General features: G+C 71.5%; 14 protein-coding genes. 8 read left to right on the forward strand and 6 right to left on the reverse strand.

The genetic code is table 11. The features are described from left to right. Positions 1–43: 43 nt before the first annotated feature. On the reverse strand, positions 44–1,009 hold the full coding sequence (locus ACI2L1_RS17850) for a carbohydrate ABC transporter permease (protein WP_404740259.1): 966 nt from the start codon (positions 1,007–1,009) through the stop codon (positions 44–46). Between the two features lie 167 nt (positions 1,010–1,176). Between ACI2L1_RS17850 and ACI2L1_RS17855 the strand changes: the two genes are divergently transcribed. The 3 genes from ACI2L1_RS17855 (at position 1,177) to ACI2L1_RS17865 (ending at position 3,500) form a co-directional block, all read left to right on the forward strand. Then, positions 1,177–2,337 (forward strand): ROK family protein, encoded by a 1,161-nt coding sequence (locus tag ACI2L1_RS17855; RefSeq protein WP_404740260.1) that lies wholly within the window; start codon positions 1,177–1,179, stop codon positions 2,335–2,337. Positions 2,338–2,437: 100 nt separating this feature from the next. Beyond that, the gene (locus tag ACI2L1_RS17860) at positions 2,438–2,623 is read left to right on the forward strand and encodes a hypothetical protein (RefSeq protein ID WP_020134742.1); all 186 of its coding nucleotides are present in this window, start codon (positions 2,438–2,440) and stop codon (positions 2,621–2,623) included. 52 nt (positions 2,624–2,675) lie between these two features. Further along, positions 2,676–3,500, forward strand: a complete 825-nt coding sequence (locus ACI2L1_RS17865; RefSeq protein ID WP_404740261.1) for an EamA family transporter — start codon at positions 2,676–2,678, stop codon at positions 3,498–3,500. 10 nt (positions 3,501–3,510) lie between these two features. On the opposite strand, the gene ACI2L1_RS17870 is transcribed toward ACI2L1_RS17865, so the two are convergent. Both ACI2L1_RS17870 and ACI2L1_RS17875 read right to left on the reverse strand, forming a co-directional pair. Then, on the reverse strand, positions 3,511–4,878 hold the full coding sequence (locus ACI2L1_RS17870; protein WP_404740262.1) for a S1 family peptidase: 1,368 nt from the start codon (positions 4,876–4,878) through the stop codon (positions 3,511–3,513). A gap of 262 nt (positions 4,879–5,140) precedes the next feature. Continuing rightward, complete coding sequence (locus ACI2L1_RS17875; protein ID WP_404740263.1) at positions 5,141–5,479, reverse strand: hypothetical protein; 339 nt, start codon at positions 5,477–5,479, stop codon at positions 5,141–5,143. Between the two features lie 100 nt (positions 5,480–5,579). Here ACI2L1_RS17875 and ACI2L1_RS17880 point away from each other — a divergent pair, with 100 nt between their 5' ends. Continuing rightward, positions 5,580–5,960: a PPOX class F420-dependent oxidoreductase gene (locus tag ACI2L1_RS17880; protein ID WP_404740264.1), complete on the forward strand. Its 381-nt coding sequence runs from the start codon at positions 5,580–5,582 to the stop codon at positions 5,958–5,960. Positions 5,961–5,993: 33 nt separating this feature from the next. On the opposite strand, the gene ACI2L1_RS17885 is transcribed toward ACI2L1_RS17880, so the two are convergent. Then, complete coding sequence (locus ACI2L1_RS17885; protein ID WP_404740380.1) at positions 5,994–8,762, reverse strand: hypothetical protein; 2,769 nt, start codon at positions 8,760–8,762, stop codon at positions 5,994–5,996. A 209-nt stretch (positions 8,763–8,971) separates the two neighbouring features. On the opposite strand from ACI2L1_RS17885, the gene ACI2L1_RS17890 reads away from it, so the two are divergent. Next, entirely contained in the window at positions 8,972–10,324 is a 1,353-nt protein-coding gene (locus ACI2L1_RS17890; RefSeq protein ID WP_404740265.1) for a Gfo/Idh/MocA family protein, read from the forward strand. Positions 10,325–10,364: 40 nt separating this feature from the next. On the opposite strand, the gene ACI2L1_RS17895 is transcribed toward ACI2L1_RS17890, so the two are convergent. Continuing rightward, a complete protein-coding gene (locus tag ACI2L1_RS17895; protein ID WP_404740266.1) occupies positions 10,365–10,778 on the reverse strand; it encodes a Zn-ribbon domain-containing OB-fold protein in 414 nt (137 codons plus the stop codon). Between the two features lie 173 nt (positions 10,779–10,951). Next, the gene (locus ACI2L1_RS17900) at positions 10,952–11,641 is read right to left on the reverse strand and encodes a TetR family transcriptional regulator (RefSeq protein ID WP_404740267.1); all 690 of its coding nucleotides are present in this window, start codon (positions 11,639–11,641) and stop codon (positions 10,952–10,954) included. A 50-nt stretch (positions 11,642–11,691) separates the two neighbouring features. On the opposite strand from ACI2L1_RS17900, the gene ACI2L1_RS17905 reads away from it, so the two are divergent. The 3 genes from ACI2L1_RS17905 (at position 11,692) to ACI2L1_RS17915 (ending at position 13,154) form a co-directional block, all read left to right on the forward strand. Further along, complete coding sequence (locus tag ACI2L1_RS17905) at positions 11,692–11,913, forward strand: hypothetical protein (protein WP_404740268.1); 222 nt, start codon at positions 11,692–11,694, stop codon at positions 11,911–11,913. 77 nt (positions 11,914–11,990) lie between these two features. Then, positions 11,991–12,653: a peptidoglycan-binding protein gene (locus ACI2L1_RS17910; protein ID WP_404740269.1), complete on the forward strand. Its 663-nt coding sequence runs from the start codon at positions 11,991–11,993 to the stop codon at positions 12,651–12,653. A 9-nt stretch (positions 12,654–12,662) separates the two neighbouring features. Further along, the gene (locus ACI2L1_RS17915) at positions 12,663–13,154 is read left to right on the forward strand and encodes a flavin reductase family protein (protein WP_404740270.1); all 492 of its coding nucleotides are present in this window, start codon (positions 12,663–12,665) and stop codon (positions 13,152–13,154) included. The last annotated feature ends 21 nt before the right edge of the window (positions 13,155–13,175 follow it).

The raw sequence follows: 13,175 nt of genomic DNA on the forward strand, positions 1-13,175 counted from the left end.
GTCGTCGTGGATATGGCAGCCATGTCGGTTCTCTCCCTTCCCGTCAGCCGAGGTCGCTCTGGCCGGCCCGGGTGATCCGGTACTGCAGGACGGTGATCGCGCTCAGCACGACGAGCAGGGCCACGGACATCGCCGAGGCGTAACCGAACTGGAAGCGGCCGAAGGCGGCGCCGTAGATGTAGTACTGGAGCACGTTGGTGGCGTTCGCCGGACCGCCCGCGGTCGTCACCGCGACCGTGTCGAACACCTGGAACGAACCGATCACCGTCATGATCAGCACCACCGCCAGGACCGGCCGCAGCAGCGGCATGGTGATCCGCCAGAACATCCGCCACTCGCTCGCGCCGTCCACCTTCGCGGCCTCGTACATGTCGTTCGGGATGGCCTGGAGGCCCGCGAACAGCAGCAGCGCGGTGTAGCCGACGTGCCGCCACACGTTGATCAGGGCGATCGTGGGGATCGCCCAGGTCTCGTCGGCGAGGAAGGGGATGCGGTCGAAGCCGAGCCCGGCGATGATCTCGTTGCCGATGCCGAGCTGGTTGTCGAGCATCCACAGCCAGACCAGACCCGCGACGACGTTAGATATCAGATACGGCGTGAGCACGATCCCGCGCAGCACCGCCGACTGCGTCAGTCGCTGGAGCAGTACGGCGATGGCGAGCGCCGACACGGTCTGGAGGCCGATGTTGATGACCACGTACTCGACGGTGACCTTGAGCGAGTCCCAGAAGATGGGGTCGTGGACCATCCGCACGTAGTTGTCCAGGCCCACCCACTCGGCCGGGGTCAGCAGGTTGTAGCGGGTGAAGCTCAGGTAGATGCCCCGCAGCGTCGGCCAGAGCAGGAAGACCGTGAAGCCCAGCAGCGCCGGGGCGATGAACACCGCGGCGAGTCGTCCGTCGCCCCCGCCCTCGCGGGCCCTGGCCCGCCCTGCCCTCGGTTTGGTCCCCGCCCTCTCGGCGCCGCCCACGGGCAGACGCGACGGAGGGCTGCTTGAGGCGATGGTCATCGGGAGACTCCCTCGTCTGCGGCGGCTCGTCCTCGGCCACTTACTTTTGTGGCGGAAGAATCCATGCGTCAAGAGGTGCGCAGGCATCTTTTCCGAACGGCCTTCATGGCCGTAACGTGGTCATGTTGCTTTTATGGTGAAAGAAATCATGTGGGAGTCTGACCTTCATGACCGCAGTTGCCGCCAGCTGGCTACCCCTGAGCACCGGCGAACGCTCGGTGGCGATCGAGGTGCTCGTCCACGGCCCGCTGTCGCGCACCGAACTCGCCCGCCGCCTGGATCTCTCCGCAGGCAGCCTCACCCGGCTGACCAAACCCCTCATCGAGTCGGGTCTGCTGATCGAGGTCCCCGAGGCGGGCGCCCCGGCCGAGGTGCGTCAGGGGCGCCCCTCGCAGCCGCTGGACGTCGTCGCCGAGTCCCGGTCCTTCATCGGGTTCAAGATCACCGAAGACATGGTCTACGGCGTCGTCACCACCCTCCGCAGTGAGATCGTCGCCCGCCACGACCGGCCCCTCACCACCCACGACCCCGCCGAAGTCGCCGACCTGCTCGCGGAGATGGCGAGCGAACTGGCCCGCGCCTACCCGCGTCTGGCCGGCATCGGCATCGGGGTCGGCGGACTGGTCCAGGAGCGGGCCGTGGTGGGCGAGTCCCCGTTCCTGCACTGGCGGGACGTCCCCCTGGGGGACCTCGTCGAGGAGCGGACGGGTCTGCCCGTGGTGGTCGAGAACGACGTCTCCGCCCTCGTCGAGGCCGAGACCTGGTTCGGGGCGGGCCGCGGGCTCGACCGTTTCGCCGTTCTCACCATCGGCGCCGGCATCGGCTACGGTCTCGTCCTCGGCGGCCGACGCGTCCCGTACGCCGAGGAGGACCGGGGCTTCGGCCGGCACTGGATCATCGACCCCAACGGACCGCTCACCCCCGAGGGCACCCGCGGCAGCGCCGTCTCGCTGCTCACCATCCCCAACATCCGTTACCAGGTGCAGGCCGCCACCGGCCGTGACCACAGCTACGAGGAGATCCTGGCCCTCGCCGCCGCGGGTGAGCCCATGCCCGCCCGCGTCATTGACGAGGCCGGGCGCGCACTCGGCGTCCTGGTCGCCCAGATCGCCAATTTCGCCATGCCGCAGAAGATCATGCTCGCCGGAGAGGGCGTCGGCCTCATGGACGTGGCGGGCAAGACCGTCGAGGACACGATTCGTGCCCACCGTCACCCGCTGGCCGCCCCGATCGACCTGGAGACCAGGGTGTCCGACTTCCACGACTGGGCCCGTGGAGCAGCCGTGCTGGCGATCCAGGTGCTGGTCCTGGGTGTGGCCGAGGTGTGAACGGGGCTGCGGGCCTTGACAGATGGACGTGATCAGTAACACGGTCCGATATATCCATTTCTGCCGTGATTACTCACGCCGCCTTCACTTCCGGAGTCCTATGCTTCACACCATGTCCACCACTGTTGAACCCGTTACCGATCGATCGGCCGACGAGGTCAACGAGGAGATCCGGGCCCTGTGGCGCCGGGCGGGCGGGACACTGAGCGGCGAGCAGCGCGAGGAGTACCAGCGCCTCGTCCTGGAGTGGGCCGCCGCCGCTCCGCAGCCGGTCCCGGCAGCCTGACAGCTCCCACCGGGCGGGATTCACCAGGTCTTTCCAGGGCACCCCTGACGGGATGGGCCCACTCCTCGCACTGGCCTCAGCGGTCTGCTACGGCATCGTCGACTTCACCGGCGGCCTGCTGTCCCGCCGCGCGCACTTCGCCGCCGTCACCTTCCTCGGCCAGCTGGGCGGTCTTGCGCTCGCCACCGCCGCCGCGCTGCTCTTTCCCACCGCCGCCGTACGGCATGTCGACCTCCTGTGGGGTGCGCTCTCCGGTGTCGGAAGCGGCGCCGCCATGCACTTCCTCAACCGCGGCCTCAGCCACGGCGCGATGAGCGTGGTCGTACCCGTCAGCGCCGTCACCGGGGTCGCCCTGTCCGTGGTGTGCGGGGTGGTCCTCGGCGACCGGCCGACTGCCGTGGCCTGGCTGGGAATCGTCCTCTCGGCGCCCGCGCTCTGGATGGTCTGCGGCGGCGGCACGGACGGCGGCGGGGGAGTGCCCGACGGGCTGCTGGCCAGTGCCGGGGTCGCGCTCCAGTACATCGCCCTCGCCCAGGCCGGTGCCTCCAGCGGACTGTGGCCGGTGGCCGCGGGCCGGGTGGCCGCCGTACTCGTCCTGCTGCCCGCGGCGGCACGGCACCCGCGGCGCCTGCTCCTGCCGCCCGTGCACGGCGTTCAGGCGCTCCTGGTCGGAGCGGGCGCCGCCCTCGGACTCATCCTGTATCTGCTCGCCGCCCAAAGGCAGTTACTGGCGGTCGCCGTCGTGCTCGCCTCGCTCTATCCGGCCCTTCCCGTGATCCTCGGAGTCGCTCTCCTGCACGAGAGACTCAGCCCGAAGCAGATGGTCGGCCTCATGGCTGCGGGAGTCGCCACGGTCCTGCTCAGCCTGGGCCGGTGACCCGGGATTCTCAGCCCCAAGTCGCCGAGTAGTGCCGCTGATACGCCCTGCGGTCCTGCTCCGAGCGGATGTACCGCGCCGCCACCAGCGCGATCAGGCTGCCCCCGACGACCAGCAGACCGGGTCCGACGTTCCGGGTGTCCGTGAGCCGGGTCAGCAGAGGCGTGCCCTGCGCCCCCTCGACCGCCGCCGAGGAACCGGGAGAGGCGGCACCGGGAGCGACCGAGCCCTGCGCGGAGGTCGCCGACGGCGCCGGAGAGGCCGCGCCGGCCCCGGTCGGGATCGACACGATCAACTGCATGCCGAGTTCCTTCAGGGCCTTCGTCACCGGCTCGAAGAACGTCGTCCCGCCCTGTGTGCAGTCACCGCTGCCGCCCGAGGTGATGCCGAGCGCGATCCCCTCGGAGAACATCGGGCCACCGCTGTCCCCGGGTTCGGCGCACACGTTCGTCTCGATGAGACCGGTGACCGTGCCCTCCGGGTAGTTCACCGTGGCGTTGACCGACGTCACCTGGCCGTCGCGCAGCCCGCTCGTGCTGCCGCTGCGGAACACCCGCTGCCCGATGGACGGATCGCCCACCCCGGTGATCTGCACGCCCTTGCCGTTGCCGATGAACACGACACCGGCGCCGTCGCCCGCCTTCCCGTTGGCGTACTGCACCAGGGAGAAGTCGTTGCCCGGGAAGCTCTGGGTGACCGTCCTGCCCAGCTGGTTGGTGCCGCCGGTGTCCGCGAACCAGATCGAACCGGTGGGGCCGCAGTGCCCGGCGGTGAGGATGAAGTCGCTCTGGCCGTTCGTCACGTTGAACCCCGCCGAACAGCGCCCGCCGGTCGACAGGATCGGCTGCGCCCCGTTCAGCCGGGGCGTGAAGGTGCCCTCGGCGCGCTGCATCTTCACGAACCCGCCGATGCCGTCCGCGACCTTCGTCATGCCGGCCCAGTCGGACGCCGATACGGTGCTGTCCCCCTGCACCACCACCTCGTTGGTCCGGTAGTCCATGGACCAGGCGGTCCCGGCGACCCGGGGCGCCGAACGCAGAGTCTTCGCCGCCGACTTGAGCTCGTCCATGCTGTGCTCGACGACCTTCGCCACGGCACCCGCGCCACGCACCTCGGCCGCCGCCTTCTCGTCGGTGACCGCGACGACCGGCTTGCCGTCGGCTCCGATCCAGGTGCCCGCCGTGCGGGAGGTGCCGAGCCGTGACACCAGATCCGCGCCGGTCTGCCCGGCCTCCATGGCGTAGGTGCGCGGCACGGCGGTCGTGGCGGGGTTCTCGCTCGCGACGGCCCGCGTGACCATCGCACCCCCAAGGAGGAGTCCGCCGACGGCCGCCAGCCGTGTCACTCGCCGGACGACCCGTCGTCGTGCGTGCCTCATGCATGGCTCCCGAACCAGAAAAAAGCGGTGTCTGCACCGCGGGGCCCTCCGGTCGTTGAGCACCCTCCTTGCATACGTGGCCCGGACCGGGCGCGTTCACGACAGCCGGTGATCCTGTGCCGGAGGAGTCGGCCGAGGTACGTTAACCAGCCGCGTCCGGGCCCGAGTTGACCGGTTCCGCGTGCATCCGGGCCTGGCTGGTCGCGTCGCCCCGGGCGTTGAGCTCGTCCGACGCCGGCTTGAGGGCGATCCCGGTGAGGTTTCAGCCGGCTGCACCAGCACGTCGAGCCTGGCTTCCACGAGCCGCAACTCGACGCGGCCGTCCCCGTCCGGCCACACCCACCGGAGCGAGCCGGTCGAGGGTCCCCGACACGGCCGTACGGCGGTCCGCGCGCCGCAACTCGTCGACCACCCGGAAGAACGCCTCCACCGGGGCGTTTGGCCCGTCGTCGGTCCCGACGTGCGGCAACCGGTGGGCCGCGGCGAGGAAGTCCCGGCACCGTTCGTCGCCGAAGACGCGGGGACCGCAGCGATTCGCCTTGTACTCAGCGGCGGGGGAGCGGATGTGGTGCCGCAGCTCCCGGAAGAGCCTCGTCGCCACGACTCCAGGCCACGCCGGTGCCCCCTGTCCGTCCCCCCAACCAGCGCACCGCACCGCACCGCCCCACCACCGGTCGACCGGGTTTGCCTAGACTTCCGTCATGGATGACACGCGGCTGGACCGGCTCGGCGCCGGCAAGTACCTGCTGCTCACGAGCTACCGCAAGAACGGCACCACGGTCGCCACCCCCGTGTGGGTGGTCCGCGACGGGGACACGCTCGGTGTGTGGTCGGCCGCCGACTCCTGGAAGGTCAAGCGCATCAGGGCCCGCGCGGACGTCCTCGTCGGACCCTGCGACGTACGCGGCAATCCGACCGGCGACCAGATCCCGGCCACCGCGGAGATCTGCGACCCGCCGACCACGGCTCGCTACCGGCAGCTCCTGGCCCGCAAGTACGGCATCCTCGGCCGGCTCACCCTCCTCGGCAGCAGACTGCGGCGGGGTCTTGACGGGACGGTCGGGATTCGCGTGACGCTGTGAAGTGCGGGGCCCGGGAAGTCCGGGCCCCGCACCTCAGGTCGTCGTACGACATCGTGCCGACGGCGTGTCGAGCACCGTCCCGGTCAGTACCGGCCTGTCGGGCAGCGGCTCGGCGTCGTAGTCGGTCAGTGCGAGGCGCATCGACTCGGTCGGCTCGGCCACCTGGTCCCGGATGGTGGGCACGACGAAGTCGGTGCTGGTGCTCCCGGCGGGGATGCCCATCCACACCCAGAGGTTCGCCTTGGACAGCGGCCGCTCGGGGTCGGGCACATCACCGGCCCAGTCCTGCAGCCACTGCGGGTCCACGTCCTTGGTGGACAGCTCGGTGCCCTCGGTGACCGGCAGTACCCGGACCGGCTGCCAGATGTCCACGGTCGTGGGCGCGTCCAGGGACATCCGCCAGGTCAGCGTCTCTCCCTCGGTCACCCGGTCCGCGACCGGTGTCAGGGTGATCACCGGCTCGGGGTCGTCGTTCTCGGCGGTGACCCCGCCCCGGTGCTTGCCGACGACGGCGCCCCGCACGGCCTTGACCGCGATGTCGTGCTGCACGTCGTAGCCGTAGGCCGTGTCGCCCTTCACCTCGGCCGGCACGTCGATCGCGTCGCTGCCGGGCCGTACCGTCACCAGCCTGGTCTCGGTCCTGCCGCTGTCCGGATCGAGGACGTACACCCGGACCTGGCCGCTGCCGTGCCCGGAGATCTCGACCGGGATCCGGTAGGTGCGGGTGCCCGAGTCGCCCTCCTTGACGATCGTGCGGCCCACGTCGACACGCGGAAGCGCGGCCGCCTTCACCGCCGGAGTACCCGGCGCCCAGCCCCACGCGTCCATCAGCCAGGCCTGCCCCGACTGCGAACGGGGCGTCAACTCAAGGGACTTGACGTGCCGGAGATCGAGCCCGGCCCGGGTGGCCGCCACCAGCGGGACGCGCAGCTCCTGGGCCCAGTAGGACGCGGTGTTCGAGGAGCCCGGCAGTCCGGCCACCTCGACCCCGCCCAGCGTGACCCGGCGGCCCGCGGAGTCGGTGACCGCCACGTCGAACTTCGTACCGGTGGAGTTCGGCGGTACGAAGACCCGCAGCGCGAGCTGCCGGGAACCGTGCAGGGAGAGCGGCTTGGCCGGAGTCACGCGTGCGGGAGTGCCGGGCGCGGACCACTTCAGGTCGATCGCGCTGCGACCGGTCTCCTTCTCCGTCTCCCACCACGCGAAGTGCGGTGACGATCCGGGAGTCTCCGGGTCCAGACAGGCCACGGCCGGGTCCGGGTCGATCGCCGAGCACAGCCGGGCACCGGACACCTGCACCCCGCCGTCCGGCAGGAATTGGCCGCTACGGCGACCGCCGACCGCGTGGGTCAGCACCCGGGCCGGGTCCGCGGACGGGGCACGCCTGCCGGACCCGTCGAGCAGCGGACGCACCCGGTCGTCCCCGGCGAGGAAGAGCCGAGCCGCCGCGGCGATGTAGGTGGCGCCCGCCTTGTGCTGCTGGGCGGCGGTCAGCCGGGTCGCGGCACCCGGCGAGCACACCGGGTCCGGCTGCTCCGGGTCGGTCCCGAAGTCGTCCCAGGCCGGCGCCTCGGCCTCGCCCGGGGTCCACTCGCTGTTGAAGTAGTTGTGGTTGGCGCCGACCATGTAGACCGCGCTGTGCAGCGCGGAGCCCCGGCTGATCCCCCGCGTCCCGTCGACGAAGTCCTCGCCCTGAAGGTCCGACACATCGCCGTCGCAGCCCGGCAGCAGCGTCACGGACGGCACGTCGGCGACCGGATTCTGGCCGAAGATCGTCGGTCCGATCAGCACGGTGCCGCGCACCTTCCAGCGCACCGGGCCCCGGTAGCCGTCCTCTGCGGCCGGCGGCGGGTAGAGGCTGTCCATGGCGGCCCGGTTGACGCCCTCGCCACCGCGCGAATGGCCGACGAGCAGGACATCGGAGAGGTCCGCCTTGGCGGCCTCGCGTACGACGGCCGGGGCGGTGGAGCGATGGGCGGTCCAGTCGGCCCAGCGGGCGAGGTGCTGTCGTACCAGCGAGGAACGCGCCTGCGCGCCCGCGTCCTCGGCCCCCGAGTCCTGGGCGTTGATGCCGTTCGCCGAGATCGACACGGTCACATAGCCCTGGGAGGCCAGCAGTTGCTGGTCGCGAAGATAGCCCAGGTAGCTGGGGATCGGCTTGTAGCCGTCCGCGCAGGGCCAGTCGCCGGTCACGTCGTCCTCGGAGCCCGGCTTGTAGCAGGTGGTGTGGCGGCCGTGCAGGAACAGTGCGAGCGGCCGACTGCCGGTGGCACCCTTGGGAGCCACCACCTCGGCGCGCATCTCGACCGGGGTGGCGAACCCGGGCAGGCGCACCGGGTCGAGCTCGTACTCCCCGGTGACCGTGCGGTACGAGCCGGGCTTGCCAGGATCGACACCGTTCGCCGGTGCCTGCTCGGGGACCCGGGCCCCGCGCGCGGGGGACTTCTGCGTGTCATCGGCCGCCGCGTCCAACCGGCGCCCCGAGGCTGTCACCTGGAGGCCCGTCAGCCGGGCAGGCCCGACCTCGTCGAGAGCGAGCCGGAAGGTCCGCCCGTCCCTCGCCGGCTTCGGAACCCCGAGCAGCCGGTCCCCGGTACGGAACTCGACGCGCGCGTCCCCCATGGGCACGGCCTTCGGCGCACGCCAGACCAGCTCACGCGCCCCGCCCTCGCCGTCGATCCGCCACCCCGGCGGAAGTGAGTTGTCGTCCGTCGCGCTCAACAGCCCCGGATGGAGCGGCTGTTGGGCCTGTGCCAGTCCGGGCGAGCCCGCCAGGGCCGCCAGTACCGCCACGGCGGTCACACATATTCGCCGGGCACCGGTCAATGGTCCTCTCCTCAAAACCCCATGCGCAGACGTCCCGTCGGTCCCGGGCATCTCTCGCGTCACCTAGGACGGGGGAGGGGCGTCTGTGGGTTGACTGTGCGAGTGGCCGATGGCGGGCGAACGGTGAGATCCAGCCAGAGAGATCGTGGGGACTGGCGGACCACCGGACAGGGGAAGCGCTTGCCATGAGTCGAACTCCCCACCTCCGCGCGGCCGTCGTCGGCACCGGCCACCGCGCCCAGCTGTTCACCCGGGCTCTCGCGGGCCGCCCCGGTCACCGCGTCGCCGCCCTGTGCGACCCGAACCCCACCCGCATGGCCTTCCACAACCTGCTGCTCGCCCGGGCCGGAGAACCCGCCGCCACCCAGTGGGAACCCGAGCACTTCGCCGACCTGCTCGCCAAGGAGGACATCGACGAGGTCGTCGTCACCACCGTCGACGCCGAACACGACCGCTACATCGTTCCGGCCCTGAGGGCGGGCTGCCGGGTGGTCACCGAGAAACCGATGACCGTCGACGCGGACCGCTGCGCCCGCATCCTGGACACGGTCCGGGACACCGGCAACTCCCTCACCGTCGCCTTCAACTACCGCTTCAACCCCGTCCACGAGAAGGTCCGTGCCCTGCTCGCCGACGGCGCGATCGGCGAGATCCTCTCCGTCCACTTCGAGTGGCTCCTCGACACCCGGCACGGCGCCGACTACTTCCGCCGCTGGCACCGCGAGAAGCGGAACAGCGGCGGCCTGATGGTCCACAAGTCGAGCCACCACTTCGACCTGGTCAACTGGTGGCTCGCCGACGAGCCGCAGGACGTCTTCGGCTACGGGCGGCTCGGCTTCTACGGCCATGAGGCGGGCGAACGCCATGGCCTGCGCCGCGACTACACCCGGGCCCACGGGGCGGGACCGGCCGCCGACGACCCCTTCGCCCTCGACCTCGCGGCCGACGACACCCTGCGCGCCCTCTACCTCGACGCCGAGGATGACGACGGGTACCTCCGCGACCGCAACGTCTTCGACGGGCCCGTGACCATCGAGGACGACATGGCGCTCCTGGTCCGCCACACCCGGGGCGCGACGATGACGTACCACCTCACCGCCTACTCGCCGTGGGAGGGCTACCGGGTCATGTTCAACGGCAGCGCGGGCCGCCTGGAACTGGAGGTGGAGGAGAGCCGCTGGCAGGCGCCCCGGACCCGGATCACCTCGGCGAGCGGCGCACTGCACGGGGACACCGCGGCCGACCACCCGGGCGGCGCGCGTCTGACCCTGCGGCCACTGTGGCAGCCCCCGGTCGACGTCCCCCTCGTCACCGCCCACGAGGCGCACGGCGGGGGAGACCCGCGCATGCTCGACGCCCTCTTCGGGCCCGTCGACCCCGATGCGGGCTCCGTGACCGAGGACGCCGGTGCGGCGACCCACCCGACGGCCACCGAACGCGACGGTGCCCTGGCGCTGGGGGTGGGGCTGGCCGCCAACCGGTGCTTCGAGACGGGGCGGCCGGTGCGGGTGCGGGACCTTCTGCCCGGGGCGTGGTGAGGCGCGAAGTCCTCGTCGTCCGCCCAGGGGTGAGTCGCCGTCAGCTCCAGGCGCGGTAGGGCTCGTCGAGCAACTGGAAGACCGGTTCGCCGCGTACCGGGTCCTTGGCCGTCGACATCCGCACCCGGTCACCGCTGTGGATCGCGGCGGGCGGACCCATGACCCGGCCCCGGACCACGAAGCCCTCGGCCAGCTCGATCAGCGACACATTGCGCGCGGCGGGGGTGTTGCGGTGGACCACCGTGGAGTGGCGGACCGTGCCGACACCCTCGCTGCGCTCCGTGCGCAGGTCGCCGCCCTGGCAGACCGGACACAGCAGCCGGTGGTACATCGCCGTGGCGCACCAGGTGCAGCGCTGGAAGAGGATCGCGTCCGAGGCCGGGGCGACGGGATCGAGGACCCCCGCCGAGGAGCCGGCCGCCTGACGGGCAATGGTGCCTGAGTGGTGGTACACGCTGGTCAACTCCCTGCGCTCGGCCGGAATCCCACGTGCGCGGATCACCGTGCACGGACGTGCGCGGCTCCCTGTGCCGCCGTGCACGCCGTCAGCGTATGGCACTCAGTGCCAGCAGTAAAGGTACTGGGTACCCAATTTTTCGGACGGGTGGCGAGACGGGGCGGTACGGCTCAGTCGCCGTCCAGTGAGGCCTCGATCTCCTGGACCACCCGCCACAGAGGGGCGCCGCGGCGGGAGACGATCACCACCACGTCCTCGGGCCGCTCGTCGGCGCAGGGCGCGGGGGATCCCCCGAACGCGGCCTGCACATAGCCGAGCGCGTGCTCCACCGCCTCCTCGGCGTCGCCCTGGCCGTCCGAGCGCAGCCAGGAACGCAGGGCGTTGTTGTGTGCCGCGGCCACGGCGGCGGCGATCACGTCGGCCCGGAGCGTCCCGTCGTGCAGACCCTTCAGCCGACCGCGCAGATACTCGGCGAAGGAGCGCTCGTAACGCCACACCACGGACAGCTCGTAGGCGCGCAGACCGGGCACCTTCTTGGTGAGGCGATAGCGCTGCACGGAGAAGGTCGGGTTCTCGGTGTACATCCGCAGGACCAGCCGCACCGCCTCGCAGACCCTTTCGAGCGGGTCGCACCCGGGGTCGCTCGCGGCCAGGAACGCCGTCATGTCGGTCAGACAGCGCTCGTGGTCGGGGAAGACCACGTCCTCCTTGGAGGGGAAGTACCGGAAGAACGAGCGGCGCCCGACTCCGGCGAGCGCGACGATGTCGTCGACGGTGGTCTGCTCGTAACCCCGTTCCAGGAACAGCTGGAAGGCGGCCGCGACCAGCGCGTCCCGCATGGGGGGCTTAGTGGAGCTCATGGTCGCGAACGTAGCACCTGACCCATCTGAATGGCACTGGGTGCAGCCTTGTGAGGGAACTGAGTGCTGTGCAGGGCGTGGCCGCGCCGCCGGACGGCTTCGACGCCGTCGTCGTTCGCAACAGCGGGTCGGGCCTGGGCCACAAGGAGTCGTACGACGTGTTCCGCGAGCGTGCGCTGCGCGACGGCACGCGCCCCGTCGACACCGCGACGACGACCTCCCTGCGGAGCGTCCTCGCCCGCGGGCCCTCCTCCCCGCCCCGGCAGAACTGAACTCCCCGGCCCGCGGCGCCGTATCACTCCCCGGGGGCCTGCGCGGACCCGAGCGCACGGGACGGAAGGAGACGAGGATGCCCACACCGTCCGACCGAGGGGTGCCGCCGGACGCGCCACCCATCGAACCCATCCGGGTACTGCGCCCGCGCCGTACCGACGCGCTCGCGGAGCTGCTCAAGGACCTGCCGCCCCGAGGCGCCGTCGGCTTCGAGTCCATCGCGCTGCCCGGCCCGCCGTCCGGAACCGAGGAGGCGACCCAGGAACTGCCGCCCGTCAGGGACCACGAACGCGCCCGCCCCCGGGACACTCCCTCCGGACGGGTGCCGGGACTGCGTCGCACCGCGATCGCGGCGGCCGTGATCGCGGCCGCGGTGATCGGCTTCGGCTGCGCGCTCCTGCTCCCGGGCCGCGGTGAGAGCAGCGCCACGGCGGCCCCACGGCCGACCGCGACGGCTTCCGCGGTCGCCCCCACCCCGACCGCCTCCGGCGCCACCGACCCCGACGGCGCCGGCACGCTCCGCGAGGGAGACAGCGGCCCCGAGGTGACCGAACTGCAGGAACGCCTCCTCCGCATCCCGGACGTCTACGCGGCTGGCTCGACCGCCGGTACCTACGACGCGACCCTGACCGCGGCCGTGGCCCGCTTCCAGCTCTGGTACGGCATCCGCGGCGACGAGGACGGCGTGTACGGCGACGACACACGGCGCGACCTGGAGTCCCGTACGGGTGGCGGCTGATCGCGGAGGATGGCGGGCATGGACGCCTTCATCGACCGCCTGGACCCCGACATGTGCGTCGTGACCGCCGCCGCGGACGGCGAGCGCGCGGGCTGCCTGGTCGGATTCGCCTCCCAGTGCTCGATCGAGCCCGTGCGGTACGTGGTGTGGCTGTCGAGGGCCAACCGCACCTACCGGGTGGCCGGCGCCGCGAGCCGTCTCGCCGTTCATCTGCTCACCCGCGAACAGCACGGTCTCGCCCGTCTGTTCGGCGGGGAGACGGGCGACCGGACGGACAAGTTCGCCCGGGTCCGCTGGCGGGAGGAGGCCGGCGGTGCCGTCGTACTGGAGGACGCGGTTGCCTGGTTCGTCGGCAGGGTCGTGCAGCGGGCCGACGGCGGTGACCATGTCGGGTTCGTTCTCCAACCGGAGGCCTGGGGCGAGCGTGAGAACGCCGGGGGCGGACAGCTGCTGCGGCTTTCCGACGCGGCCTCCATCTCGCCCGGTCACCCAGCGGACTGAACCCGACCGCAGGGACCGAGC

Origin of the sequence: Streptomyces sp. NPDC019531 (genome assembly GCF_044903305.1) — a bacterium.
Lineage (GTDB): Bacteria > Actinomycetota > Actinomycetes > Streptomycetales > Streptomycetaceae > Streptomyces.

What these genes read in the sequence shown, in the direction of transcription:
- ACI2L1_RS17865 (WP_404740261.1), top strand. Translation starts at nt 2,676, where the DNA reads ATGGGCCCACTCCTCGCACTGGCCTCAGCGGTCTGCTACGGCATCGTC.
- ACI2L1_RS17915 (WP_404740270.1), top strand. Translation starts at nt 12,663, where the DNA reads ATGGCGGGCATGGACGCCTTCATCGACCGCCTGGACCCCGACATGTGC.
- ACI2L1_RS17910 (WP_404740269.1), top strand. Translation starts at nt 11,991, where the DNA reads ATGCCCACACCGTCCGACCGAGGGGTGCCGCCGGACGCGCCACCCATC.
- ACI2L1_RS17870 (WP_404740262.1), bottom strand. Translation starts at nt 4,878, where the DNA reads ATGAGGCACGCACGACGACGGGTCGTCCGGCGAGTGACACGGCTGGCG.
- ACI2L1_RS17860 (WP_020134742.1), top strand. Translation starts at nt 2,438, where the DNA reads ATGCTTCACACCATGTCCACCACTGTTGAACCCGTTACCGATCGATCG.
- ACI2L1_RS17855 (WP_404740260.1), top strand. Translation starts at nt 1,177, where the DNA reads ATGACCGCAGTTGCCGCCAGCTGGCTACCCCTGAGCACCGGCGAACGC.
- ACI2L1_RS17880 (WP_404740264.1), top strand. Translation starts at nt 5,580, where the DNA reads ATGGATGACACGCGGCTGGACCGGCTCGGCGCCGGCAAGTACCTGCTG.
- ACI2L1_RS17890 (WP_404740265.1), top strand. Translation starts at nt 8,972, where the DNA reads ATGAGTCGAACTCCCCACCTCCGCGCGGCCGTCGTCGGCACCGGCCAC.
- ACI2L1_RS17850 (WP_404740259.1), bottom strand. Translation starts at nt 1,009, where the DNA reads ATGACCATCGCCTCAAGCAGCCCTCCGTCGCGTCTGCCCGTGGGCGGC.
- ACI2L1_RS17900 (WP_404740267.1), bottom strand. Translation starts at nt 11,641, where the DNA reads ATGAGCTCCACTAAGCCCCCCATGCGGGACGCGCTGGTCGCGGCCGCC.